Consider the following 23,430-nt stretch of genomic DNA (forward strand, 5'->3'; position numbering starts at 1 on the left):
CCGTCGCCAGGGGAATCAGAGCGCCTTCAGCGTGCCCTTCGGCAGGACCGTGGTGACGGCATTCTTCTGCACCGTGATCTCGGTGCCTTCCGCCACTTCGACGCTCACGTACTGCTCGCCTACCTTGGTCACCTTGCCGAGGATCCCGCCGGCGGTCACCACCTCGTCGTTCTTGGCCAACGCTTCGAGCATGGCCTTGGTTTCCTTCTGGCGCTTCATCTGCGGGCGGATCATGATGAACCACAGCACCGCGAACATCAGGATGATGGGCAGGAAACTCATCAGGCCGCCTGCCGCGCCACCGGCACCTGCGGTCTGGGCAAATGCGTTGGAAATGAACACGTTGCTTCTCCGTCACAAAATAGATTTGATGAATCGGGCATTCTACCACCCGACTATGACCGTTCCGGCGCCGCCTGCGGCGCCCTAGGGGTTTGTGCGGGGTGCCCGCCGGAGCGCGTCTCGGACGCGGCGGGACCCAGGCATTCGACCAGCCCGGCGCGGAAAGTTCGCCCGGCCCGTACCGGGCAGCGGCGCTGCGCCGCCCGTGCTCAGCGCGCGCCGCGCGCGCGGTCCGCCGCGAACTGGAGGCGGAAGGCGTCGAAGCGGTGCTGCTCGATCGCCTCGCGCATCTCGCGCATCAGCTGCAGGTAGTAGTAGAGATTATGGATGGTGTTCAGGCGTGCGCCGAGGATCTCGCCGACCCGGTGCAGGTGGTGCAGGTAGGCGCGCGAGAAATTCCTGCAGGTGTAGCATTCGCAACTTTCGTCCAGCGGCCGCGGATCGTTGCGGTGGGCCGCATTCTTGATCTTGACGTCGCCGAAGCGGGTGAACAACCAGCCGTTGCGCGCATTGCGGGTCGGCATCACGCAGTCGAACATGTCGACGCCGGCGGCGACGCCGGCCACCAGGTCCTCGGGCGTGCCCACGCCCATCAGGTAGTGCGGCTTGTCGGCCGGCAGGCGCGGGGCCACGTGCTGCAGCACCCGCATCATGTCTTCCTTGGGCTCGCCCACCGACAGGCCGCCGATGGCGAAGCCGTGGAAGTCCAGCTCCGACAGGCCTGCCAGCGACTCGTCGCGCAGGTCTTCGAACATGCCGCCCTGGACGATGCCGAACAGGGCATTGGGGTTGGCCAGGCGCTCGAACTCGTCGCGCGAGCGCTTGGCCCAGCGCAGGCTCATGCGCATCGAGGCGGCGGCTTCGGCGTGGGTGGCGGGGCGGCCTTCGATCTCGTAGGGCGTGCACTCGTCGAACTGCATCACGATGTCCGAGTTCAGCGCGCGCTGGATCTGCATCGAGATCTCGGGCGACAGGAACAGCTTGTCGCCGTTGACCGGTGAGGCGAAGGTCACGCCTTCCTCGGTGATCTTGCGCAACTCTCCCAGCGAGAACACCTGGAAGCCGCCCGAGTCGGTCAGGATGGGCTTGTCCCAGCCGACGAAGCGGTGCAGGCCCTCGTGCGCGCCGATCACGTCCAGGCCCGGACGCAGCCACAGGTGGAAGGTGTTGCCGAGGATGATCTGCGCGCCGATCTCGTTCAGTTCGAGCGGCGACATGGCCTTGACCGAGCCATAGGTGCCCACCGGCATGAAGATGGGCGTCTCGACCACACCGTGGTTCAGTTTGACGCGGCCGCGGCGTGCGTTGCCGTCGGTGGTGAGGAGTTCGAATTCGAGCATGGCAGGTTCGGGGCGGGTCGGTTTCCGGGAGGTGGCGCGGCGCGCGGGCGGCCGCTCAGTTAGCGTCCCGGGCGGCGTCGGCCGGTGCGGCGGCCGCGTCCTGGCGGGTCAGCAGCATGGCGTCGCCATAGCTGAAGAAGCGGTAGTGCTGCGCGATAGCGTGGCGGTAGGCAGCGCGGATGGTCTGCACGCCGGCCAGGGCCGAGACCAGCATCAGCAACGTGGATTTCGGCAGGTGGAAATTGGTGATGAGCGCGTCGACCAGGCGGAAGCGGTAGCCCGGCGTGATGAAGATGTCGGTGTCGCCGCTGCCGGCACCCAGCGTGCCGTCCTCGCGCGCGGCCGATTCCAGCGCGCGCAGCGAGGTGGTGCCGACGGCGATCACGCGGCGGCCGGCGGCACGTGTCGCGCGCACCGCCTCGGCCAGCTCCGGCGAGACCGCGTACCACTCCGAGTGCATCTTGTGCTCGGCCAGGTTCTCGCTGCGCACCGGCTGGAAGGTGCCGGCGCCGACGTGCAGGGTCAGGAAGGCGCGCCGCACGCCCATCGCGTCGAGCCGGGCGAACAGCGCGTCGTCGAAGTGCAGGCCGGCGGTGGGCGCCGCCACCGCGCCGGGGTTGCGCGCATAGACCGTCTGGTAGCGGGTCTCGTCGTAGGCGTCGGGATCGTGCGTGATATAGGGCGGCAGCGGCAGCCGGCCATAGCGCTCGATCAGGTCGAGCGCCGGTTCGGGGAAGCGCAGCGTGAAGAACTCCCCGGCACGCGGGCCGACCGTGACCTCGAAGGCATCCGCCAGGCGCAGCGTGCTGCCCTCGGCCGGCGTCTTGGAGGCACGCACCTGGGCCAGCGCGGTATGGCTGTCGAGCAGGCGCTCGACCAGCGCCTCGACCTTGCCGCCGCTGGCCTTGTGGCCGAAGAAGCGCGCCTTGATCACGCGGGTGTCGTTGAAGACCAGCAGGTCACCGGGGTGCAGGGAGTCGACGATGTCGGCGAAGGCGCGGTCCAGCAGGCGGGTGGCCTCGGGGCCATCTCCCGCGGCGACCCGCTCCACCACCAGCAGGCGGCTTGCGCTGCGCTCGGGCAGGGCGGTCTGCGCGATCAGCTCGGGTGGCAGCGGGAAGTCGAAATCGGACAGCGTCAGCATGGTGGAAGCGGCAATGCGGAAGCCGCCGCACGGTGGCGGCGGCAGGCATGGGTACAATCGGCGAATCCGATATTGTAAGGCTTGCACGGCCAAGGCCGTTCCGGTGCGCGTGATATTGCCCATTTGCCCCGGCCCCGCGCCGGGCGAAGGGGCGCGCCCGACGAGCGTCCATGGCCAGCCGACCGTCTTCCACCGTCCTTGACCGCGATCGATCGCCGCCCGATGCCAGGCACCGCTCCGACCCCTGACACCGAACCCGCCGCCGCTGCCCGGCCAGCCCGGCCGGCGCCGGCCGCCGCCGGCGGCAAACCATCCTCGGCGATGGCACGCCTGGCCAAGATGGGCCTCAAGCGCGACGTCGACCTGGTGCTGCACCTGCCGCTGCGCTACGAGGACGAGACCACGCTGCTGCCCGTGTCCGAGGCCATCGCCCGCGCCGGCCTCGGGCTGCCGGTGCAGGTCGAGGGCGTGGTCACCTCCAGCGAGGTCACCGTGCGCCCGCGCCGGCAACTGGTGGTCAAGCTGGCCGACGACAGCGGCGAACTGGTGCTGCGCTTCCTCAATTTCTACGGCAGCCAGGTCAAGCTGATGGCCGAGGGCGCGCGCCTGCGCGTGCGCGGCGAACTGCGCGGCGGCTTCTTCGGCGCCGAGATGGTGCACCCCACGGTGCGCACGGTGGGCGAGGGCGAGGCGCTGCCGGACCGCCTGACCCCGGTCTATCCGGCCACCGCCGGCATTTCCCAGGCCTACCTGCGCAAGGCCATCGGCGGCGCGCTCGGCCGCACGCCCCTGCCCGAGACGCTGCCGCAGCCGGTGCTGCAGGGCCCGCTGGCACGCCTGCGCCTGCGGCCGCTGAGCGAGTGCCTGCGCCTGCTGCACGCGCCGCCGCAACAGGTGGATGAAGCCGCGCTCGCCGAGCGCAGCCATCCGGCCTGGCAGCGCGTCAAGTTCGACGAACTGCTGGCCCAGCAACTGTCGCTCAAGCGCGCGCAGGCGGCACGCCGCGACAAGAATGCGCCGGCCATGCCGCGCCGCGAGGGCGGCCTGCTGACGCGCTTCCTGGCCGCCTTGCCGTTCCAGTTGACCGGTGCCCAGCGGCGCGTGGTCGAGGAGATCGGCGGCGACATGGCCGCGCCCCATCCGATGCACCGCCTGCTGCAGGGCGACGTGGGCAGCGGCAAGACCATCGTGGCTGCGCTGGCGGCCTGCCAGGCGATCGACGCCGGCTACCAGGCCGCGCTGATGGCACCGACCGAGATCCTGGCCGAGCAGCACTACCGCAAGCTCTCGGCCTGGCTGGAGCCGCTGGGTGTGCCCGTGGTGTGGCTCGCCGGCAGCCTGAAGGCGCGCGCCAAGCGCGAGGCGGTGGCGCGCGTCGAAGCCGGCGAGGCGCAGCTGGCCATCGGCACCCACGCGCTGATCCAGGACACGGTGCGCTTCGCCCGCCTGGGCCTGTCGGTGGTGGACGAACAGCACCGCTTCGGCGTGGCGCAGCGCCTCGCCTTGCGCGGCAAGGCCGATGGCGCCGCCGATGACGGGGCGGGTGCCGCGGCGGTCGTGCCGCACCAGCTGATGATGTCGGCCACGCCGATCCCCCGTACCCTGGCCATGACCTACTACGCCGACCTCGACGTCTCAGTCATCGATGAACTGCCGCCGGGGCGCTCGCCGGTGGTCACGCGGCTGGTCAACGATGCCCGCCGCGACGAGGTGATCGCGCGCGTGCACCACGCGGCCGCCGAGGGCCGGCAGGTCTACTGGGTCTGCCCCCTGATCGAGGAAAGCGAGGCACTGCAGCTGCAGACCGCGGTCGAGACCTACGAGACGCTCGCGGCCGCCTTGCCCGACCTGAAGGTGGGCCTGGTGCACGGGCGCCTGCCGCCGGCCGAGAAGGCCGAGGTGATGGCGGCGTTTTCCGCCAACCGGCTGCAGGTGCTGGTGGCCACCACCGTGATCGAAGTGGGCGTGGACGTGCCCAATGCCTCGCTGATGGTGATCGAGCATGCCGAACGCTTCGGCCTGGCTCAGCTGCACCAGTTGCGGGGCCGGGTCGGGCGGGGCAGCGCCGAGTCGGTCTGCCTGCTGATGTACCAGGCGCCGCTGTCGCCCACCGCGCGCGAGCGGCTGGGCACCATGCGCGAGACCACCGACGGTTTCGAGATTGCCCGGCGCGACCTCGAGATCCGCGGTCCGGGCGAATTCCTCGGCGCACGCCAGTCGGGTGAGGCGATGCTGCGTTTCGCCGATCTCGAACGCGATGCCTGGATGGTCGAGTACGCACAGGAAGCCGCCGAGTTGATGCTGGCGCGCCATCCCGAGGCGGTGGAGGCCCATCTGGCGCGCTGGCTGGGCGGGCGCGAGCAGTTCCTGAAGGCCTGAGCCGGTGGCGCGTCGGTGGCGTGGATGACTGGATCGCCACATTCCTGCCGCCTCGGCCGCGCGCCGGCCGCCGATCTGACAAGGCGGGCAATCGAAGGTAAAATCTATCGCATACCCAGATTTAATTGATTGCCATGACGCTCACCGAACTCAAGTACATCGTCGCCGTCGCGCGCGAGCGCCACTTCGGCCGGGCGGCCGAGGCCTGCTTCGTGTCGCAGCCGACCTTGTCCGTGGCCATCAAGAAGCTGGAGGACGAGCTCAACGTGCAGATCTTCGAGCGCGGCACGTCCGAGGTGTCGGTGACGCCGGTGGGCGAACAGATCGTGGCGCAGGCGCAGCGCGTGCTCGAGCAGACCATGGCCATCCGCGAGATCGCCAAGCAGGGCAAGGATCCGCTGGCCGGCCCGCTGCGCGTGGGCGTGATCTACACCATCGGGCCCTACCTGCTGCCCGCGCTGGTCAAGCAGATGATCGAGACCGTGCCGCAGATGCCGCTGATGCTGCAGGAGAACTACACGGTCAAGCTGATCGAACTGCTCAAGCAGGGCGAGATCGACTGCGCCATCATGGCCGAGCCTTTCGCCGATTCCGGCCTGACCGTGCAGCCGCTGTATGACGAGCCCTTCGTGGTGGCGGTGCCGCGCGGCCACCAGCTGGCCCAGGTGTCCCAGGTCGATCCGGACGAGCTGAAGCAGCAGACCATGCTGCTGCTGGGCAGCGGCCACTGCTTCCGCGACCATGTGCTGGGTGTGTGCCCGGAACTGTCGCGCTTCTCGCAGGCGGCCGACGGCATCCAGAAGACCTTCGAGGGTTCGTCGCTCGAGACCATCCGCCATATGGTGGCCAGCGGGGTGGGCATCACCGTCCTGCCGCGCACTTCGGTGCCCGACATGAAGCCCAAGAGCGACATGCTGGCCTACGTGCCCTTCGCCGACCCGGTCCCCGACCGCCGCGTGGTGCTGGCCTGGCGCAAGAGCTTCACGCGCCTGCCCGCGATGCAGGCACTGTCCGCCGCGGTAGCTGCCTGCGAACTGCCCGGCGTGCGCAAGCTGGCCTCCAAGGAACTGGCCGAGGCCGCCTGAGCCCGGTCCCGGCGGCGGCGTCATCCTGCCGCCGCCATCCAGCCGGCGCCGCCGGCACGCGCGCATGTTCCGGTATTTCGTCGGCTACCCGCCGGACTTGCTTGCGGCTGCTTCGCTTCTTCTCCGACTCTCGCGGGTTCGTACCGCGCCGGGCCTCAGCCCGGTCGGAACACGTCGGGTTCTCCTTAGTTTTTTGCTATTGACTTAAGGTAAATATTTAAATTTACCAATCAATCGGGTTTCCTTAGACTTCCTCCATCGACACCGCCAGCGCAAGCCGGCATCAGGAGCCCGACATGAACCGCTTGCACCTGCCTTCCTTGCGCGCCATCGGCCGCGGACTGGCCGACTGCCTGGCCAGCTACGCCGCGGCGAAGTGAACGTACGCGCCGCGTACCACCATCGTGGTCGCCAACTGGAGGAACCTCATGATTGCCACTTTCATCGATGCCTGGCGCGGGATGCGCGTTGCGGCCATGCCGGGCGCCACGGAGGCGGCGCGCCTGCGCCGCAAGCTCTGGCGCAAGGAGATCGGCCTGGCCGTCTCGATGCTGGGTGCGGCGGTGGTGCTGCACGACGCGGCCCGGGCCCTGCACGGTGTGCTGAGCTAGCAGCGCCGCCCCCGGGCCTGCCATCGAGTAGTGCCATAATGCACGGGCGATGCCGCCCGCCGCCAGCCGGCGGCATCCGCGTGACCTTACCGGAATGATGGAGCGAAGCAAACCATGGCAAAGAAGAAAGAGATGAGCGTGAACATCGGTATCGCCGACAAGGACCGCAAGAAGATCGCTGAAGGCTTGTCCAAGCTGCTGGCCGATACCTACACCCTCTACCTCAAGACGCACAATTTCCACTGGAACGTCACCGGCCCGATGTTCAACACGCTGCATCTGATGTTCGAGACGCAGTACAACGAGCTGGCGCTGGCGGTGGACGCCATCGCCGAGCGGATCCGTGCGCTCGGCTACCCGGCGCCCGGCACCTACAAGGAATACGCCCGCCTGTCCTCGATTCCCGAAGAGGAGGGCGTGCCCGACGCGACCGACATGATCCGCAAGCTGGTGGAAGGCCAGGAAGCGGTGGTGCGCACGGCCCGCTCGATCTTCCCGCTGGTCGATGCCGCTGCCGACGAGCCCTCGGCCGATCTGCTGACCCAGCGCATGCAGACGCACGAGAAGACTGCGTGGATGCTGCGTTCGATGCTGGCCTGACGGCCAGGTCCCGGCCGGCGCCCGCACGCCGGTCTCCCGCCCCGCTGCCGCTACGGCCGCGGGGTGCCGGCGTTGCGGCGCGGTGCCCTGGCTGGCACCGGCCGGGCGCGCCGATCTGCTTTTCCTGTCGGCCCTGCTAGGGTCTGCTTCCGCCCCTGCGGCACTCCTTGTCGTTTCCACCCATGTCTTCCGCCATACCCTCCCAGCCTCCCATGCTCGAACGCCTTGCCCTCTATATACGGCTGGTCCGCATCGACAAGCCGATCGGCACGCTGCTGCTGCTGTGGCCCACGCTGTGGGCCCTGTGGATGGCGGCCGACGGCTGGCCGGGCTGGCAGTTGTTCTGGATCTTCACCGTCGGTACCTTCCTGATGCGCTCGGCCGGCTGCGCGGTCAACGATTGGGCCGACCGGGATTTCGACAAGCACGTCAAGCGCACCAGGGAGCGGCCGCTGACCGCGGGCCGCATCGCGGGATGGGAGGCGCTGATGGTGGCCGGCGTGCTGTCGCTGCTGGCCTTCCTGCTGGTGATCCCGCTCAACGGCCTGACCAAGTGGCTGGCCGTGGTCGCGCTGTTCATCGCGGGCAGCTACCCCTTCTTCAAGCGCTTCTTCGCCATCCCGCAGGCCTACCTGGGCATCGCCTTCGGCTTCGGCATCCCGATGGCCTTCGCCGCCGTGCAGGGCCAGGTGCCGGTGCTGGCGTGGGTGATGCTGGTGGGCAATGTGTTCTGGGCAGTGGCCTACGATACTGCCTACGCGATGGTCGACCGCGACGATGACCTGCTGATCGGCATCAAGACCTCGGCCATCACCTTCGGCCGCTTCGATGTGGCGGCGATCATGATCTGCTATGCGGTCTTCCTCGGCCTGATGGCCTGGGCCGGCCTGCAGCTTGCGCTCGGCTGGCCCTACTGGGCAGGGCTGGCGGCGGCGGCGGCCTGCACGGTGTACCACTACACGCTGATCCGCGGACGCGAGCGCATGCCGTGCTTCGCCGCCTTTCGCCACAACAACTGGCTGGGTGCGTGCGTGTTTGCCGGGGTGGCGTTGTCGTACTGCCTGCGCTGAGGCAATCGTCACCATCGGGGCAGTGCCGATGCCAGTACGTGGCGCCTGCGCCTGCGCTCTCTCCCGGCCCCTCTTCCGCAAGCGGGGGAGGGGAGACAAGCAGCGCGGCGCGAGTCCTCAATCCTTGCCGAACTCCGCGCCCATCTCCGCGCCGCGCGCAGCCGCCGCGTGCATGGCGCGCACGAAGGCGTCGGCGATGCCGGCGCCTTCCATGGCCGTCAGCGCCGCGTAGGTGGTACCACCCTTGGACGTGACCCGCTCGCGCAGCGTGCCGACCGGTTCGGGCGACTGTCCCGCCAGCGTGGCGGCGCCACGGAAGGTCTCGACCGCCAGCTGGCGGCCCTGCTCGGCCGACAGGCCGAGTTCGGTGGCGGCGCGCTGCATGGCTTCGATGAAGTAGAAGACGTAGGCCGGGCCGCTGCCCGAGATGGCGGTGACCGCGTCGATCCGGGCATCGTCCTCCACCCACAGGCATTGCCCGACGGCCTCGGCCACCGCGGTGGCGATGGCGCGTTCCCGCTCGCCCAGGCCGGCCGCGGCGGCCAGGCCGGTCATGCCCATGCCCGACAGCGCGGGCGTGTTGGGCATCGCGCGTACCAGGCGGGTGCGGCCGCCCAGCCAGCGCTGCATGTCCTGCAGGCGGATGCCGGCGGCCACGCTGATGATCAGGGGATCCTTGCCGCCGGCCTGCAGCAGGTCATGCAGCGGGGCGGTGGCGTCGCGGAACTGCTGCGGCTTGACCGCCAGCACCAGCACGTCGCTGGCGGCGAAGGCCGCGTCGGGCGCTGCCGCCGTGTGTACGCCGAAATCGCGCGCCAGGCGCGCCTGCGCCTCCGGGAAGGGGTCGGCCACGCGGATGGCGCCGGCAGGCACGCCGCGCGCGACGAGGCCGCCGATCAGCGCGCTGGCCATATTGCCGCCGCCGAGGAATCCGAAGCTAAGGGTGTCGAGCATTGCTGTGTCTCGCGAAGAAAAGTGGGGAAGCGCAGGGGGCGCCGAAATTGCGCGCCCGTCCTCAGCCGTGCGACACGGGCGCGGGGCGCGAACCGAAGATGGCCGTACCGATGCGGACCAGCGTGGCACCTTCGGCAATGGCGGCCTCCATGTCGCCCGACATGCCCATCGACAAGGTGTCCAGATCCAGTCCGGCCGCGCGCAGCGAGCCCAGCAGCTCGCGCAGGGCGGCGAAGGGCAGGCGCTGGGCCGCCGCATCCGCCACCGGTTCCGGGATGGCCATCAGGCCGCGCAGCCGCAGTCCGGGCAGGGCCGCCACCGCCTGCGCCAGCGCCAGCGCCTGTTCCGGCGCCACGCCGCTCTTGCTGGCCTCGTCGCTGATATTGACCTGGATGCAGACCTGCAGCGGCGCCATCCCGGCCGGACGCTGCGCCGAGAGCCGCTCGGCGACGCGCAGGCGGTCGATGGCGTGGACCCAGTCGAAGTGCTCGGCGACCAGCCTCGTCTTGTTGCTTTGCAGGGGACCGATGAAGTGCCAGGCGATCTGTTCGCGCAGGTCGGCGAGTGCGACCACCTTGGCCACGCCTTCCTGCACGTAGTTCTCGCCGAAGGCGCGCTGGCCGGCAGCGAAGGCCTCGCGCACGGCCCCGTCGGGGAAGGTCTTGGAAACGGCCAGCAGCGCGACTGCGCCGGCCGGTCGGCCGGCTTGTTGTGCGGCCGCCGCGATGCGTCCGTTGACGTCTTGCAAGTTGGCGGCGATTACAGACATAATCCGGCGGACATGGCAGGGAGAAGCGGGCGGCGGAAGTTCAAGTCGGCAGGACCTGTCAGCATAAAAACACGAAAAAGCTGTACCAAAGAATGCAGTTCCGGGCGCGGGGCGCTGACCCGCAGGCGCGTGCCGGCACGCAAATTTCCGGGTGGGGTCATTATAGATGGACATCGCGCAGCTATTGGCTTTCGCCGTCAAGAACAAGGCCTCCGATCTCCATCTGTCGGCCGACATGCCGCCGATGGTGCGGATCCACGGCGACATGCGCCGCATCAATGTCGCCGCGATGGCGCACAAGGATGTGCACGCCATGGTGTACGACATCATGAGCGACACCCAGCGCAAGGCCTATGAAGAGCGCCTCGAGGTCGATTTCTCCTTCGAGATCGCCGGCCTGTCGCGTTTCCGCGTCAACGCCTACAACACGCAGCGCGGCGCTGCCGCTGTGTTCCGCACGATTCCGTCCAAGGTGCTCACGCTGGAGGACCTGCGCGCGCCCGCCGTGTTCGCCGACCTGTGCATGAAGCCACGCGGCCTGGTGCTGGTCACCGGCCCGACCGGCTCGGGCAAGTCGACCACGCTCGCGGCCATGGTGGACCACCGCAACGAGCACGACATGGGCCACATCCTGACGGTGGAAGACCCGATCGAGTTCGTGCACCACTCGAAGAAGAGCCTGATCAACCAGCGCGAACTCGGGCCGCACACCCATTCCTTCGCCAATGCGCTGCGCTCCGCGCTGCGCGAGGATCCGGACGTGATCCTGGTCGGCGAGCTGCGCGACCTGGAGACCATCCGGCTGGCCTTGACCGCCGCCGAGACCGGCCACCTGGTCTTCGGCACGCTGCATACCAGCTCCGCGGCCAAGACCATCGACCGCGTGGTCGACGTGTTCCCGCCGGAGGAGAAGGACATGGTGCGCACCATGCTGTCGGAATCGCTGGAGGCGGTGATCTCGCAGACGCTGCTGAAGACGCGCGACGGCAATGGCCGCACCGCGGTGCACGAGATCATGATCGCCACACCCGCCATCCGCCACCTGATCCGCGAGAACAAGATCGCGCAGATGTATTCGATGATGCAGACCAGCAGCGGGCTGGGCATGCAGACGCTGGACCAGGGGCTGACGGACCTGATCAAGCGCGGCGTGATCCACTACGGCGACGCGCGCGCCATCGCCAAGAATCCCGACGCCTTCACCGGCGGCTGAGGCCGGCGGGAGGACGTGCCGCCGAGGCACCTGCCGCCCGCCTTACGCAACACGTACCACGCACAACCGCAGGACTGCGCCATGCTCGATCGCGAATCCGCCGCCAAGTACATCCACGAGCTGCTGGTGCTGATGGTAGGCAACCGCGGCTCGGACCTGTTCATCACCGCCGATTTTCCGCCGGCGATCAAGGTGGACGGCAAGATCACGCCGGTCTCGCAGCAGCCGCTCAACGCCACCCAGGCGCTCGGGCTGGTGCGGGCCATCATGAACGAGCGGCAGATCGCCGAGTTCGACGACAGCCACGAATGCAACTTCGCCCTGTCGGTGCCCAACGCCGGGCGCTTCCGCGCTTCGGCCTTCATCCAGCAGGGCAAGGCCGGCATGGTGCTGCGGACCATCAATACGCGCATCCCCACCGTGGCCGACCTCGACCTGCCCGCCACGCTGCACGAGATCGTGATGTCCAAGCGCGGCCTGGTGATCGTCACCGGCGCCACCGGCTCCGGCAAGTCGACCACGCTGGCGGCCATGCTCGATCACCGCAATGCGCAGTCCTACGGTCACATCATCACCATCGAAGACCCGATCGAGTACGTGCACGCCCACCAGAACTGCATCGTCACGCAGCGCGAGGTGGGTATCGATACCGAAAGCTGGCACGTGGCGCTGAAGAACACACTGCGCCAGGCGCCCGACGTGATCCTGATCGGCGAGATCCGCGACCGCGAGACCATGGAGTACGCGATGCAGTATGCCGAGACCGGCCACCTGTGCCTGGCTACGCTGCACGCCAACAATGCGAACCAGGCCATCGACCGCGTGGTGAACTTCTTCCCCGAGGAGAAGCGCCAGCAGTTGCTGATCGACCTGTCGCTGAACCTCAAGGCGATGATTTCGCAGCGCCTGCTGCCGCGCAAGGGGCGCAAGGGCCGGGTGCCGGCGGTGGAGATCATGATCGGCACGCCGCTGGTGGCCGACCTGATCTTCAAGGGCGAGATCCACGAGCTCAAGGAGGTCATCAAGAAATCGCGCGAGCAGGGCATGATCTCTTTCGACCAGGCGCTGTTCGACCTGTACGAGGAAGACAAGATCAGCTACGAGGATGCATTGCGCAATGCCGACTCGCTCAACGACCTGCGGCTGATGATCAAGCTGCACAGCACCAGGAACCGCGACGGCGACCTGGCCGCCGGCACCGAGCACCTGAACGTGATCTGAGCTGCCGCGCGCACGCGGGGCGCGGCCGCGCTATGCTGTGGCCGTCTTTATCCCGACAACTTCCCGAGTCCCCGTCATGAGCCATGTCTACCAGTTCGAGGCCGAATCGCTGGCCGGCCGGCCGGTGCCGCTGTCGCAGTTCCGCGGCAAGGTGCTGCTGATCGTCAATACCGCCAGCGAATGCGGCTTCACGCCGCAGTACGCCGGCCTGCAGGCGCTGCAGGAAACCTATGCCGGGCAGGATTTCGACGTGCTCGGCTTCCCCTGCAACCAGTTCGGCAAACAGGAGCCGGGCGACGCAGAACAGATCGCGCAATTCTGCGACACGCGCTTCCGCGTCAGTTTCCCGATGTTCGCCAAGATCGACGTCAAGGGGCCGGCTGCCCACCCGCTGTACCGCTGGCTGACGTCGGAGAAGCCCGGCGTGCTGGGCACCGAGGCCATCAAGTGGAATTTCACCAAGTTCCTGCTGCGCCGCGACGGCAGCGTGTTCAAGCGCTATGCGCCGACCACCAAGCCGGAGGAACTGAAGCGCGACATCGAGGCGCTGCTGGCGGAACCGGCTCCGGCAGCCTGACGAAGCGAGGGTCCTGAAATCCCGGATTCGGCATGCCGGCACCGCCGGCCTGCCTCCGGCGCTGGCTGGCGCCCCCGCCGCTCCCCGCTGCTACCCGCCGCTGGCCTGCACCGCCCGCAGGAAGCCGTTCAGCGAGCGCTCGGGCGTTTCGTGGAAGCGCGCTTCCAGCATGCGGATGGCGCGGCAGCGGTCCAGGCGGAAGCTGCGGTAGTCCGTGCGCGCCGTGCACCAGGCGGCCAGCAGCCAGGCGTTGCCCCAGAAGAAGAGGCCGAGCGGCTGCACCACGCGCTCGGTGATGCGTTGCTGGGCGTCGCTGTAGTCGAGCTCCAGCAGGCGCTGTTCGCCCAGCGCCGCATGGACCACGTCGAAGGTGTCGCGCACGTGCGCCGGGTTGACGAATTCCGGCGCGAAGATGCGGCTCTGCTGCGCCGCGATGCGGCGCGCCGGCGGTAGTGCCGCCACCAGCTTCTCCAGCGCCGGGTCGGCCGCCGCCGCCAGCGCGCCGCCGCCCCAGGCCTTCAGCAGGCGCAGGCCGGCCACCATGGCCTCGACCTCGAGCGCGCTGAACATCAGCGGTGGCACGTCGAAGTCGGCGCGCAGCCGGTAGCCGATGCCGGCCTCGCCCTCCACCGGCACGCCCGACAACGACAGCGCCTGGATATCGCGGTAGACGGTGCGTTCGGACACGCCCAGCCGCTGCGCCAGCAGCGCCGCCGTGGTCAGGCGGCGCCCGCGCAGCACCTGGACGATCTGGAAGAGACGGTCGGCGCGTCGGCTCATGCGGCAGCCGTTCAGCCTTGTGCGGCGCCCGCGGGCGGCTCGTGCACGCCGATGCGGTTGCCTTCGCTGTCGGCGAAGTGGGCGATGCGGCCGATGTTGTCGGGCAGCAGCAGCGGTCCGAACACCACCTCGCCGCCGGCCTCGCGCACGCGCGCCAGCAAGGCGTCGAGGCGGGGTGCGTGCAGGTAGGGCAGGGGACCGCCGGTGCTGGGGCGGAAGCCCTCGCCGGCCACCAGGGCGCCGCCCGGGTCGGTATTGGGGAAGATCGCCATGTCGAGGTCGCTCATCGACTCGCGCTTGAGGCGGACGTCGAGCACCTGCTCGTAGAAGCGCACGGCGCGCGCCATGTCGTTGACCGGGATCTCCAGCCAGTTGATCAGACCGTGTTGCATGATGCCTCCTGAGGTCGGCGGTTGTGGAGTTCGCATCATGCGCGGCGGCTCCTGACAGCGTGCTGTCAGTATCGTGCGCGCCGCTTCAGCGTGGCATCCATGCCGCCAGGATGGGGACCAGGATGGCCGTCAGCACGCCGTTCAGTCCCATTCCCAGCGCCGAGAAGGCGCCGGTTTCCTGGTTCACCTGGAAAGCGCGCGCGGTGCCGATGCCGTGCGCCGCCACCCCGGTGGCGAAGCCGCGCACGCTGTCGTCACGCACGCCCAGCAGGTCCAGCACGCCGGAGGCGCTGACCGCGCCGATGATGCCGGTCAGCATCACCAGCACGGCCGTCAGCGAAGGCAGGCCGCCGATCTTCTCGGCCACGCCCATGGCGATGGGGATGGTGACCGACTTGGGCGCCAGCGACAGCAGCGTCTGCGGCGAGGCGCCGAGCAGCCAGCCGATGCCGACCGCTGACACCACCGCCATCAACGAGCCGGCGAACAGGCCGCCCAGCAGCGGCAGCACATGGGTGCGCAGCTTGGGCAGCTGCAGGTAGAGCGGTACCGCCAGCGCCACCGTGACGGGGCCCAGCAGGAAGTGCACGAACTGGGCGCCGTCGAAATAGGTCTGGTAGGGCGTGCCGGTCACCGTCAGCACGGTGACCAGCAGTGCCACGGCGATCATCACCGGATTGGCCAGCGGCGAGAAGCGCGCGCGCTCGTAGATGCGGTGCGCGAAGACATAGGCCAGCAGCGTGGCGGTCAGCCCCAGCAGCGGCGTGGCGGCCAGATAGACCCAGATCTCGTTCAGGCGCGGCGTCATGGTCATGGCTGCTTCCCTCCCTCGGCGCGCGCGGCACGGCGCATCAGCATGCGCGTGACCAGCGCGGCGGTGGCGATCGCCAGCCAGGTCGACAGCACCAGGGCGACGGCGATCGGCAGCCACTCGCCCTCGATGCGCCGCGCGTGCACCATGATGCCGACGCCGGCAGGCACGAACAGCAGCGACAGGTGCTTGAGCAGTTCGCCGGTGGTGGGTTGGATCACGGGCAGCAGCCGGTCGTCGAAGACCAGCCAGCCGAACAGCAGGATCATGCCGATCACCGGGCCGGGCACGGGCAGGTGCAGCGCGTAGCTGATCACCTCGCCGATGGATTGGAAGATCAGCAGGATGGCGAAGGTCTGGAGCATGAAAATTCTGGCCGGCCGGAAGCCGGAGGGACGCGATCGGCGGATATGGTACTCCAGGGGGTGAGGGCTGGGCCTCGTTCCTGTGCCAATCGGTTGGCTTCGTCATGCGTGGCGCCTTGCTGGACCACCCCTCTCCCCAAGCCGCTCCTCGTACGGGGAGAGGGAGCCAAGACCTCGTGCTTGGCGCGTGGTGTTGGCGTATCTCGACGGCTTCGTCCCGCGTAACGGGCTTCGCGCCGCGCCGCCGTTTTCGCCTACCCCAGCACCCGGTCCACCAGCTCGATCCAGTGCATCACCGGCGTCCCGGTCCCACCTTGCAGGTGCGTGATGCAGCCGATGTTGGCCGAGACGATGGCTTCCGGTTCGCAGGCCTGCAGCTTGGCCAGCTTGTCATCGCGCAGGCGCAGGGACAGTTCCGGCTGCAGCACCGAGTAGGTGCCCGCCGAGCCGCAGCACAGGTGGCTGTCCGCGCATAGCCTGACCTCGATGCCGAGCCGGCCCAGCAGCGCTTCGACCTTGCCGCGGATCTGCTGGCCGTGCTGCAGCGTGCAGGGTGGGTGGTAGGCGACGCGCCGGCCTGCGCGCGGCACGGTGCCGGCCTGGGCCTGCAGTTCGTCGGCGAAATCGGGCAGGACCTCGCTGAGGTCGCGCGTCAGCGCGGAGACGCGGCGCGCGCGCTCGGCGTAGCGCGCGTCGTCGCGCAGCAGGTGGCCGTATTCCTTGACCAGCGCGCCGCAGCCCGAGGCGGTCATCACGATGGCTTCGGCGCCCGCTTCGATGTGTGGCCACCAGGCATCGATATTGCGCCGCATATGGTCGAGGCCGCCGGCGTGGTCGCCCGTGTGGTAGCGGATCGCGCCGCAGCAACCGGCTTCGCGCGCCGTCACCAGTTCGATGCCGAGGCGGTCGAACACGCGCGCGGTGGCGGCATTGATATTGGGCGACATGGCGGGCTGCACGCAACCTTCCAGCAGCAGCATCTTGCGTGCGTGGCTGCGACGCGGGCGCACGCCGGCGTCCTGCAGCGGCGGCACCTTGGCGCGCAGCGCGGCGGGCAGCAGCGGCCGCGCCATCTGCCCCAGCCGCAGCGCGGAGCCGAACAGCGCGGGACGCGTCAGGCCTTCGCGCAGGACCCAGCGCAGCGCACGCTCGCCGGCCGGGCGCAGCTTGCCGGCGGCGGCCAGCCGTTGTTCGACCACCTCGCGCCCGATATCGACCAGGCGGCCGTAGCGCACCCCCGACGGACAGGTCGACTCGCAGTTGCGGCAGGTCAGGCAGCGGTCCAGGTGCAGGCGCGTCGATTCGCTGACCGGCTGGCCTTCGAGCACCTGCTTCATCAGGTAGATGCGGCCGCGCGGCCCGTCCAGTTCGTCGCCGAGCAGCTGGTAGGTGGGGCAGGTGGCGGTGCAGAAGCCGCAGTGCACACACTTGCCGACGATGGACTGGGCTTCCGTGCCCTCGGGTGTGTCGCGGAGAAAATCGGCCAGGGTGATTTGCATGGTCTCGGTGCCGTGTGGGTCGGGGTCGGGCGCTTGCCGTCGGCGCGGGCCTCAGAGCCCGGGGTAGAGCCGCTGCGGATTGAAGATGCCGGCCGGGTCGAAGGCAGCCTTCAGGCGCGCGTGGATCGCTGCCAGCGGCGCCGGTTGCGGCGTGAACACGCCGACCGACTTGTCGCCGTTGCGGAACAGCGTGGCGTGTCCGCGCGCCGCCTGCGCGGCCGCGCGCACATGGGCTGCCGTGTCCGCGCTGTCATCGTCGGCCAGCCACCAGCGCTGCCCGCCGCCCCATTCCACCAGTTGCGCGCCGGGCAGGGCGAGTGGCGCGGCGGTGCCCGGCACGGCGATGCGCCACAAGGCGCGGCCAGCGGCGACAGGGGCGAAAAAGGCATGGCTCTGTTCGCGCAGCGCCTGCCACAGTGCGGCCGACTCGCTCTCGGCCACGGTCTCGCCGCCGAGCTGGGCGCAAGCCGCGCGCAGCGCCGCCTCGGCGCCCGACAGGCGCACGTGCAGCGCACCGTCGTGCCAGGCCGAGGCCGCGATCGGCAGCGGGCGGCCGCCCCAGGTATTGAGTGCATCGAGGGCTTGCTGCTGGTCGAAGGCGAAGCGCAGCGTGGTATCGGCGAAGGGGATCGGCAGCACCTTCAGCGAGACTTCCAGGATCAGGCCCAATGTGCCGAGCGAGCCGGCCAGCAGGCGCGAGACGTCATAGCCGGCCACGTTCTTCATCACCTGGCCGCCGAAGTTCAGCACCTCGCCGCGCCCGTCCATCAGCTGGGCGCCGAGGACAAAGTCACGCAGCGCGCCGACCGATTGCCGGCGCGGCCCCGACAGGCCGGCGGCCACGGCGCCGCCCACGGTCGCCAGCCCGGCGCCGGCATCGAGATGCGGCGGCTCGAAGGCCAGCATCTGCCGCTTTTCCGCCAGCGCCGCTTCCAGCTCCGCCAGCGGCGTGCCGCAGCGCGCCGTGACCACCAGCTCGGCCGGATCGTATTCGACGATGCCGCGCCATCCGCGCGTGTCGAGCAGCGTGCCGGCGGGGGCCTGGCCGTAGAAGTCCTTGCTGCCGCCGCCGCGCAGCCGCAGCGGAGTGCGCTGGGCGGCGGCCTGGCGGATGGCATCGCGGAAGGCGTCGAGCGAGGTATCCATGTGGGGTTGTCTCTGGTCTGGCTGTTCTGTTCTGAATGATGTGGTCGCCGCCGCGCCGCTAGGGCTTGCGCCCGGCACCGGCACCCGGCGGCGCCTGTATCCCGGCGTCATTCTGGTGCGGTGCCATCGCGCTGCCGCAGTGCTTGCAGAAATGCGCGTCGGCATCGTGTCCCTCGCTCAGGCAATGGGTGCAGGTGCGCGTGGTGAGGGGGCGCCGGATGATGGTCGCCGCCAGCTCCGCGCCGACGATGCCGGTGGGGAAGGCGATGATGCCGTAGCCGAGCAGGATGGTGAGCGAGGTGATGAGCTGGCCCAGCGGCGTCTTGGGCACCATGTCGCCGAAGCCGGTGGTGGTCAGCGTGACCACTGCCCAGTACATGCTGGTCGGGATGCTGGTGAAGCCGTGCTCCGGGCCCTCCACTACGTACATCACGGTGCCGAGGATCACGGTGATGATGCAGACGGTGCACAGGAACACACCGATCTTGCGGCGGCTGTTGGCCAGCGCCAGGTAGAGGACCTGCGCCTCCTCGAAGTAGACGGTCAGCTTCAGGATGCGGAACACGCGCAGCAGCCGCAGCAGCCGCACGTCGATCAGGAAGGCCAGCTCCGGCACGAAGAAGGCCAGCCAGGTCGGCAGGATGGAGATGAAGTCGATGATGCCGAAGAAGCTGAACACATAGCGCAGCGGCCGCCGCACCACCAGCACGCGCATGGCGTACTCGATGGTGAACAGCAGCGTGAACATCCATTCCAGCACGGTGAAGAAGGTGCCCAGGCGCTGGTTCACGGCCGCCAGGCTGTCGAGCACCACCACCAGCACGCTGGCCACGATGGCGCCCAGCAGCGCGATGTCGAACAGGCGCCCGGCGCGCGTGTCGGCCTCGAAGATGATGGTGTACCAGCGCTGGCGCCAGCCGGCCTCGGGCCTGCCCAGGCGCTGGCGCAGCATTTCCTGTTGCAACGGTCGGGACATGGTGGCGTCAGAAGCGCGGCAGGTCGGGGTGGGGCAGCAGCCCGCGGCGCACGTGCATCTTGCCGTACTCGGCGCAGCGCGCCAGGGTCGGGATGGCCTTGTCGGGATTGAGCAGGCGCGCCGGGTCGAAGGCCGCCTTGACGGCGAAGAAGGCTTCGCGCTCGGCCGGAGCGAACTGCACGCACATCGAATTGAGCTTCTCCACGCCGACGCCGTGCTCACCGGTGACGGTGCCGCCCAGTTCCACGCAGGCTTCCAGGATGTCGGCGCCGAACAGCTCGGCGCGGTGCCACTCGTCCTGGTCCGCGCCGTCGAACAGCACCAGCGGGTGCATATTGCCGTCGCCGGCATGGAACACATTGATGCAGCGCAGGCCGTACTTGCCCTCCATCTGCTCGATGCGCTTGAGCAGGGTGCCGATGTGCTTGCGCGGGATGGTGCCGTCCATGCAGTAGTAGTCGGGCGAGATGCGGCCGGCGGCGGGGAAGGCGTTCTTGCGTCCGCTCCAGAAGCGCAGGCGCTCGCTCTCGCTCTGCGACACGGTGATGCGGGTCGCGCCGGAGGCGCGCAGCACCTCGCTCATGCGTGCGATCTCCTCGGCAACTTCCTCGGGCGTGCCGTCGGACTCGCACAGCAGGATGGCGGCGGCATCGAGGTCGTAGCCGGCGTGCACGAATTCCTCGACCGCGGCCGTGGCCGGCTTGTCCATCATTTCCAGGCCGGCCGGGATGATGCCGGCGGCGATCACGTCGGCCACCGCATTGCCGCCTTTCTCCACGTCGTCGAAGCTGGCCATGATGACCTGGGCGAGCTGGGGCTTGGGGATCAGCCGCACGGTGACCTCGGTCACCACCGCCAGCATGCCTTCGGAGCCGATCAGCACCGCCAGCAGGTCGAGGCCGGGCGCGTCGGGGGCCTCGGAGCCGAATTCGACCACTTCGCCTTCCATGGTCACGGCGCGCACGCGCAACACGTTGTGCACGGTCAGTCCGTACTTCAGGCAGTGCACGCCGCCCGAGTTCTCGCTGACGTTGCCGCCGATGGTGCAGGCGATCTGCGAGGAGGGGTCGGGGGCGTAGTAGAGCTGGTGGGGCGCGGCGGCCTCGGAGATGGCCAGGTTGCGCACGCCGGGCTGGACCACGGCGGTGCGCGCGCGCGCATCCACGCAGACGATGCGCTTGAACTTGGCCAGCGACAGCACCAGGCCGTCGGCGACCGGCATGGCGCCGCCTGACAGGCTGGTGCCGGCGCCGCGCGGCACCACCGCCACGCCGAGCCGGTGGCACAGGCGCAGGATGGCCACCACCTGGTCCTCGGTATCCGGCAGGGCCACCGCCAGCGGCAATTGTCGGTAGGCGGCCAGGCCATCGCACTCGTAGGGCACGGTATCTTCCGGACGGGTCAGCAGCGCCGCGTCGGGCAGGATCGCGGCCAGGCCGTCGAGCAGCGCCTGGCGGGCGGCATCGGTCAGGGGCTTGGCTTCGTGCGGGGCATTCATGGCAACTCCTGTAGTGGCCGGGCGCGGCACGCCGTGTCCGGGAGCGCTGACTATAGCGCAGCCGCGCGCCGGAAACGCCTGCTGCAGACGTGAATTCGGCGCGGCAGGGCGATCAATTCCGTTCATGCCGGGGCGGCATGCCGGCCGCCGTCCCCAGGCATAGGCATGATAGGGCGGCAGGGCCGGGTTCTACCAGTCGAGGCCCAGCAGCCAGTCGACGAAGTAGCGGGCCTCGGGATTGAGCGGCGCCTGTTCGCGCTCGACGATGTAGTAGCCGTGCGGCGATACCGATTCGATGTCCAGCAGGCGCACCATCTGGCCGAGCGACAGCCACTGCTTGGCCATGCGCTGGCGCACCAGCGCCACGCCCTGGTTGGTGGCGATGGCTTCGAGCATCAGCCCGATGTCGTTGAACTGGGGCCCGGTCTGGGGTTCGGGCCAGTCCAGGCCGGCGGTCTCGAACCAGGGTTTCCACGGTTCCAGCGGGCTGCGCAGCAGCACCAGGCCGTGCAGGTGCTCCGGGCGCGTCACGGCGCGGCCGTCGATGCGCTCGAAGTATTCGCGCCCGCAGGCGGGAAAGACCGGTTCGACCAGCAGCCTGGTGGCCTTCAGGTCGGGATAGCGGCCGGTGCCGTAGCGGATCTCCACATCCGTGTCCTGGGCCTTGACGTCGAGCAGGGGGACGGCCAGGTGCAGTTCGATGTCGATGTGCGGGTACAGCGCGCCGAACTCTGGCAGGCGCGGCACCAGGTGCTGGCGTCCGAAGGTGGGCGGGATCGCCACGCGCAGGCGCGCGCGCTGCTTGTTGTACTCGGGGCGGGCCAGTTCGTTGAGCGACTTGAGCGCATCCTGCACATTGCGCAGGTAGCGCGTGCCGGCCGCGGTCAGGCGCAGCGCGGCGTTGGCGCGCACGAACAGGTCGTCGCCCCACAGCTCTTCGAGGTTCTTGATGCGGTGCGAGACCGCGCTGGGCGTGACGGACAGTTCCTCGGCGGCGCGCGCAAAGCTGCCCAGCCGGGCGGCCGCCTCGAAGGCGATCAGCAGGTGCAGCGGCGGGACGCGGTTGAACAGCGAAGCCATGGATGCGCGTGCTCCTTCAGCGCGAGGCGCGGAAGATCTTGCCGGGGTTCAGGATGTGCTTCGGATCGAGCGCATCCTTGATCGCGCGCATCAGGTCGAGCGCGTCCTCGCCGTGCTCGCGCACCAGGAAGTCCATCTTGTGCAGCCCCACGCCGTGCTCGCCGGTGCAGGTGCCGCCCATGGCCAGCGCGCGCTCGACGATGCGGCGGTTGAGTGCCTCGGCCTCTTCCATCTCCCGCGGCAGTGCCGGGTCGACCAGGATCACCACGTGGAAATTGCCGTCGCCGACGTGGCCGACGATGGGGCAGGGCAGCGAAGAGGCGCGCAGGTCGCGCTCGGTCTCACCCACGCAGTCGGCCAGGCGGGAGATCGGCACGCACACGTCGGTGGTCACCGCGCGGCAGCCCGGCTTGAGCTGCAGCATGGCGAAATAGGCATTGTGGCGTGCATTCCAGAGGCGGCTGCGGTCTTCGGGGCGGGTTGCCCATTCGAAGCCCTGGCCGCCGTGGTCGGCGGCGATCTGCTGCACCGTCTCGGCCTGCTCGCGCACGCCGGCCTCGCTGCCGTGGAACTCGAAGAACAGGTGGGGCAGCTCGGGCAGCGCCAGCTTGTCGTGCCGGTTGATGGCGCGGATGGCGAGCGGGTCGACGAACTCCACGCGCGCCACCGGCACGCCGAGCTGGATGGTCTCGATCACCGCCTGCACGGCGCTGCGCATGCTGGGGAAGGCGCACACCGCGGCCGAGATGGCCTCGGGCTGCGGGTAGAGGCGCACCGTGATCTCGGTCAGGATGCCGAGCGTGCCTTCGCTGCCGATGAACAGGCGGGTCAGGTCGTAGCCGGCGGAAGACTTGCGCGCGTGCGTGCCGGTCTTGATCACGCGGCCGTCGGCGGTGACCACCGTCAGCGCCAGCACGTTCTCGCGCATGGTGCCGTAGCGCACGGCATTGGTGCCCGAGGCGCGCGTGGCGCACATGCCGCCCAGCGAAGCGTCGGCGCCCGGGTCGATGGGGAAGAACAGCCCGCTATCCTTGATTTCCTGGTTCAACTGCTTGCGCGTCACGCCGGGCTGCACGGTCACGGTCAGGTCTTCGGCCTGCAGCGCGACGACGCGGTTCATCTGCGACAGGTCCAGGCTGATGCCGCCGGCCACCGCCAGCAGGTGGCCTTCGAGCGAGGAGCCGACGCCATAGGGGATCAGCGGCACGTCGTGGTCATGGCACAGCCGCGCCACCGCGGCTACCTCGTCGGTGCTGTGCGCGAACACCACGGCATCCGGCAGGGCGGGCGGGAACGGCGATTCGTCGCGGCCATGGTGCTCGCGCACGCCCGCCGAGGTGGAAAAGCGCTCGCCGAAGCGGGCCTGCAGGGCCTGGACGACAGCGGGCGGCAGCGGGCGGCGCGCCAGCGCGGCTTGGGGGGCGGGTTGGTTCATGCCGGTCTCCTGCGGGCCCGTTCCCGGCGCCCGCGCCGCCGGCAGCGGACCGGCGGGCGGCAGGGGCGCGGCCCGGTTTCGTCTGGGTGTCAATTTGTTTATTTTACGCCCCGGGGCCGGCGGCCCGGAGGCGGTGGCCGCGC

The 23,430-nt window shown here is 69.3% G+C and carries 23 protein-coding genes; 8 read left to right on the forward strand and 15 right to left on the reverse strand.

What is annotated here, in order from left to right:
* Positions 1–15 precede the first annotated feature (15 nt).
* The 3 genes from yajC to queA form a co-directional block, all read right to left on the reverse strand.
* Entirely contained in the window at positions 16–342 is a 327-nt protein-coding gene (gene yajC, locus BKK79_RS14095; RefSeq protein WP_071015346.1) for a preprotein translocase subunit YajC, read from the reverse strand.
* Positions 343–551: 209 nt separating this feature from the next.
* Positions 552–1,682 (reverse strand): tRNA guanosine(34) transglycosylase Tgt, encoded by a 1,131-nt coding sequence (gene tgt, locus BKK79_RS14100; protein ID WP_071037905.1) that lies wholly within the window; start codon positions 1,680–1,682, stop codon positions 552–554.
* Between the two features lie 55 nt (positions 1,683–1,737).
* On the reverse strand, positions 1,738–2,826 hold the full coding sequence (gene queA, locus BKK79_RS14105; protein ID WP_071037906.1) for a tRNA preQ1(34) S-adenosylmethionine ribosyltransferase-isomerase QueA: 1,089 nt from the start codon (positions 2,824–2,826) through the stop codon (positions 1,738–1,740).
* A 222-nt stretch (positions 2,827–3,048) separates the two neighbouring features.
* On the opposite strand from queA, the gene recG reads away from it, so the two are divergent.
* The 5 genes from recG to ubiA all read left to right on the forward strand — a co-directional run bounded on the left by recG (position 3,049) and on the right by ubiA (position 8,571).
* On the forward strand, positions 3,049–5,205 hold the full coding sequence (recG, locus tag BKK79_RS14110) for an ATP-dependent DNA helicase RecG (RefSeq protein ID WP_071038543.1): 2,157 nt from the start codon (positions 3,049–3,051) through the stop codon (positions 5,203–5,205).
* A gap of 134 nt (positions 5,206–5,339) precedes the next feature.
* Entirely contained in the window at positions 5,340–6,290 is a 951-nt protein-coding gene (locus BKK79_RS14115) for a LysR substrate-binding domain-containing protein (RefSeq protein WP_071037907.1), read from the forward strand.
* Between the two features lie 428 nt (positions 6,291–6,718).
* Positions 6,719–6,901, forward strand: a complete 183-nt coding sequence (locus BKK79_RS14120; RefSeq protein WP_071037908.1) for a hypothetical protein — start codon at positions 6,719–6,721, stop codon at positions 6,899–6,901.
* Between the two features lie 114 nt (positions 6,902–7,015).
* Positions 7,016–7,501 (forward strand): Dps family protein, encoded by a 486-nt coding sequence (locus tag BKK79_RS14125; protein ID WP_071015337.1) that lies wholly within the window; start codon positions 7,016–7,018, stop codon positions 7,499–7,501.
* 212 nt (positions 7,502–7,713) lie between these two features.
* A complete protein-coding gene (ubiA, locus tag BKK79_RS14130; protein WP_071015334.1) occupies positions 7,714–8,571 on the forward strand; it encodes a 4-hydroxybenzoate octaprenyltransferase in 858 nt (285 codons plus the stop codon).
* Between the two features lie 117 nt (positions 8,572–8,688).
* On the opposite strand, the gene proC is transcribed toward ubiA, so the two are convergent.
* A complete protein-coding gene (gene proC, locus BKK79_RS14135) occupies positions 8,689–9,525 on the reverse strand; it encodes a pyrroline-5-carboxylate reductase (RefSeq protein WP_071015330.1) in 837 nt (278 codons plus the stop codon).
* A 61-nt stretch (positions 9,526–9,586) separates the two neighbouring features.
* On the reverse strand, positions 9,587–10,294 hold the full coding sequence (locus tag BKK79_RS14140) for a YggS family pyridoxal phosphate-dependent enzyme (protein ID WP_071037909.1): 708 nt from the start codon (positions 10,292–10,294) through the stop codon (positions 9,587–9,589).
* 166 nt (positions 10,295–10,460) lie between these two features.
* On the opposite strand from BKK79_RS14140, the gene BKK79_RS14145 reads away from it, so the two are divergent.
* From BKK79_RS14145 to BKK79_RS14155, 3 genes are all read left to right on the forward strand, one after another.
* Positions 10,461–11,507: a type IV pilus twitching motility protein PilT gene (locus tag BKK79_RS14145; RefSeq protein WP_071015324.1), complete on the forward strand. Its 1,047-nt coding sequence runs from the start codon at positions 10,461–10,463 to the stop codon at positions 11,505–11,507.
* A gap of 81 nt (positions 11,508–11,588) precedes the next feature.
* Positions 11,589–12,728 (forward strand): PilT/PilU family type 4a pilus ATPase, encoded by a 1,140-nt coding sequence (locus BKK79_RS14150; RefSeq protein WP_071037910.1) that lies wholly within the window; start codon positions 11,589–11,591, stop codon positions 12,726–12,728.
* Between the two features lie 76 nt (positions 12,729–12,804).
* Complete coding sequence (locus tag BKK79_RS14155) at positions 12,805–13,305, forward strand: glutathione peroxidase (RefSeq protein ID WP_071015318.1); 501 nt, start codon at positions 12,805–12,807, stop codon at positions 13,303–13,305.
* Positions 13,306–13,395: 90 nt separating this feature from the next.
* Here BKK79_RS14155 and BKK79_RS14160 read toward each other — a convergent pair whose 3' ends face one another.
* The 10 genes from BKK79_RS14160 to BKK79_RS14205 form a co-directional block, all read right to left on the reverse strand.
* Positions 13,396–14,085, reverse strand: coding sequence for a helix-turn-helix transcriptional regulator (locus tag BKK79_RS14160; RefSeq protein ID WP_071015316.1), 690 nt, complete (start codon positions 14,083–14,085; stop codon positions 13,396–13,398).
* Positions 14,086–14,096: 11 nt separating this feature from the next.
* Complete coding sequence (locus BKK79_RS14165) at positions 14,097–14,477, reverse strand: VOC family protein (protein WP_156811314.1); 381 nt, start codon at positions 14,475–14,477, stop codon at positions 14,097–14,099.
* Positions 14,478–14,562: 85 nt separating this feature from the next.
* Entirely contained in the window at positions 14,563–15,285 is a 723-nt protein-coding gene (locus tag BKK79_RS14170) for an LrgB family protein (RefSeq protein ID WP_071015311.1), read from the reverse strand.
* Between the two features lie 2 nt (positions 15,286–15,287).
* On the reverse strand, positions 15,288–15,653 hold the full coding sequence (locus tag BKK79_RS14175; RefSeq protein ID WP_071015309.1) for a CidA/LrgA family protein: 366 nt from the start codon (positions 15,651–15,653) through the stop codon (positions 15,288–15,290).
* A gap of 254 nt (positions 15,654–15,907) precedes the next feature.
* Entirely contained in the window at positions 15,908–17,152 is a 1,245-nt protein-coding gene (glcF, locus tag BKK79_RS14180) for a glycolate oxidase subunit GlcF (RefSeq protein WP_071015306.1), read from the reverse strand.
* A 51-nt stretch (positions 17,153–17,203) separates the two neighbouring features.
* Entirely contained in the window at positions 17,204–18,298 is a 1,095-nt protein-coding gene (gene glcE, locus BKK79_RS14185) for a glycolate oxidase subunit GlcE (protein WP_071015304.1), read from the reverse strand.
* A 58-nt stretch (positions 18,299–18,356) separates the two neighbouring features.
* The gene (locus BKK79_RS14190; protein ID WP_071015301.1) at positions 18,357–19,274 is read right to left on the reverse strand and encodes an ion transporter; all 918 of its coding nucleotides are present in this window, start codon (positions 19,272–19,274) and stop codon (positions 18,357–18,359) included.
* Between the two features lie 7 nt (positions 19,275–19,281).
* Complete coding sequence (locus BKK79_RS14195; RefSeq protein ID WP_071015299.1) at positions 19,282–20,772, reverse strand: FAD-linked oxidase C-terminal domain-containing protein; 1,491 nt, start codon at positions 20,770–20,772, stop codon at positions 19,282–19,284.
* Between the two features lie 189 nt (positions 20,773–20,961).
* On the reverse strand, positions 20,962–21,852 hold the full coding sequence (locus tag BKK79_RS14200; protein WP_071015297.1) for a LysR substrate-binding domain-containing protein: 891 nt from the start codon (positions 21,850–21,852) through the stop codon (positions 20,962–20,964).
* Between the two features lie 16 nt (positions 21,853–21,868).
* A complete protein-coding gene (locus BKK79_RS14205) occupies positions 21,869–23,287 on the reverse strand; it encodes an FAD-binding oxidoreductase (RefSeq protein ID WP_071037911.1) in 1,419 nt (472 codons plus the stop codon).
* Positions 23,288–23,430: the final 143 nt, after the last annotated feature.

This window comes from Cupriavidus sp. USMAA2-4 (assembly GCF_001854305.1).
GTDB lineage: Bacteria > Pseudomonadota > Gammaproteobacteria > Burkholderiales > Burkholderiaceae > Cupriavidus > Cupriavidus malaysiensis.

Excerpts from the sequence above, each read along its gene's own strand:
- tgt (WP_071037905.1), bottom strand. The coding sequence starts at position 1,682 with ATGCTCGAATTCGAACTCCTCACCACCGACGGCAACGCACGCCGCGGC.
- queA (WP_071037906.1), bottom strand. The coding sequence starts at position 2,826 with ATGCTGACGCTGTCCGATTTCGACTTCCCGCTGCCACCCGAGCTGATC.
- recG (WP_071038543.1), top strand. The coding sequence starts at position 3,049 with ATGCCAGGCACCGCTCCGACCCCTGACACCGAACCCGCCGCCGCTGCC.
- BKK79_RS14115 (WP_071037907.1), top strand. The coding sequence starts at position 5,340 with ATGACGCTCACCGAACTCAAGTACATCGTCGCCGTCGCGCGCGAGCGC.
- BKK79_RS14120 (WP_071037908.1), top strand. The coding sequence starts at position 6,719 with ATGATTGCCACTTTCATCGATGCCTGGCGCGGGATGCGCGTTGCGGCC.
- BKK79_RS14125 (WP_071015337.1), top strand. The coding sequence starts at position 7,016 with ATGGCAAAGAAGAAAGAGATGAGCGTGAACATCGGTATCGCCGACAAG.
- ubiA (WP_071015334.1), top strand. The coding sequence starts at position 7,714 with ATGCTCGAACGCCTTGCCCTCTATATACGGCTGGTCCGCATCGACAAG.
- proC (WP_071015330.1), bottom strand. The coding sequence starts at position 9,525 with ATGCTCGACACCCTTAGCTTCGGATTCCTCGGCGGCGGCAATATGGCC.
- BKK79_RS14140 (WP_071037909.1), bottom strand. The coding sequence starts at position 10,294 with ATGTCTGTAATCGCCGCCAACTTGCAAGACGTCAACGGACGCATCGCG.
- BKK79_RS14145 (WP_071015324.1), top strand. The coding sequence starts at position 10,461 with ATGGACATCGCGCAGCTATTGGCTTTCGCCGTCAAGAACAAGGCCTCC.
- BKK79_RS14150 (WP_071037910.1), top strand. The coding sequence starts at position 11,589 with ATGCTCGATCGCGAATCCGCCGCCAAGTACATCCACGAGCTGCTGGTG.
- BKK79_RS14155 (WP_071015318.1), top strand. The coding sequence starts at position 12,805 with ATGAGCCATGTCTACCAGTTCGAGGCCGAATCGCTGGCCGGCCGGCCG.
- BKK79_RS14160 (WP_071015316.1), bottom strand. The coding sequence starts at position 14,085 with ATGAGCCGACGCGCCGACCGTCTCTTCCAGATCGTCCAGGTGCTGCGC.
- BKK79_RS14165 (WP_156811314.1), bottom strand. The coding sequence starts at position 14,477 with ATGCAACACGGTCTGATCAACTGGCTGGAGATCCCGGTCAACGACATG.
- BKK79_RS14170 (WP_071015311.1), bottom strand. The coding sequence starts at position 15,285 with ATGACGCCGCGCCTGAACGAGATCTGGGTCTATCTGGCCGCCACGCCG.
- BKK79_RS14175 (WP_071015309.1), bottom strand. The coding sequence starts at position 15,653 with ATGCTCCAGACCTTCGCCATCCTGCTGATCTTCCAATCCATCGGCGAG.
- glcF (WP_071015306.1), bottom strand. The coding sequence starts at position 17,152 with ATGCAAATCACCCTGGCCGATTTTCTCCGCGACACACCCGAGGGCACG.
- glcE (WP_071015304.1), bottom strand. The coding sequence starts at position 18,298 with ATGGATACCTCGCTCGACGCCTTCCGCGATGCCATCCGCCAGGCCGCC.
- BKK79_RS14190 (WP_071015301.1), bottom strand. The coding sequence starts at position 19,274 with ATGTCCCGACCGTTGCAACAGGAAATGCTGCGCCAGCGCCTGGGCAGG.
- BKK79_RS14195 (WP_071015299.1), bottom strand. The coding sequence starts at position 20,772 with ATGAATGCCCCGCACGAAGCCAAGCCCCTGACCGATGCCGCCCGCCAG.
- BKK79_RS14200 (WP_071015297.1), bottom strand. The coding sequence starts at position 21,852 with ATGGCTTCGCTGTTCAACCGCGTCCCGCCGCTGCACCTGCTGATCGCC.
- BKK79_RS14205 (WP_071037911.1), bottom strand. The coding sequence starts at position 23,287 with ATGAACCAACCCGCCCCCCAAGCCGCGCTGGCGCGCCGCCCGCTGCCG.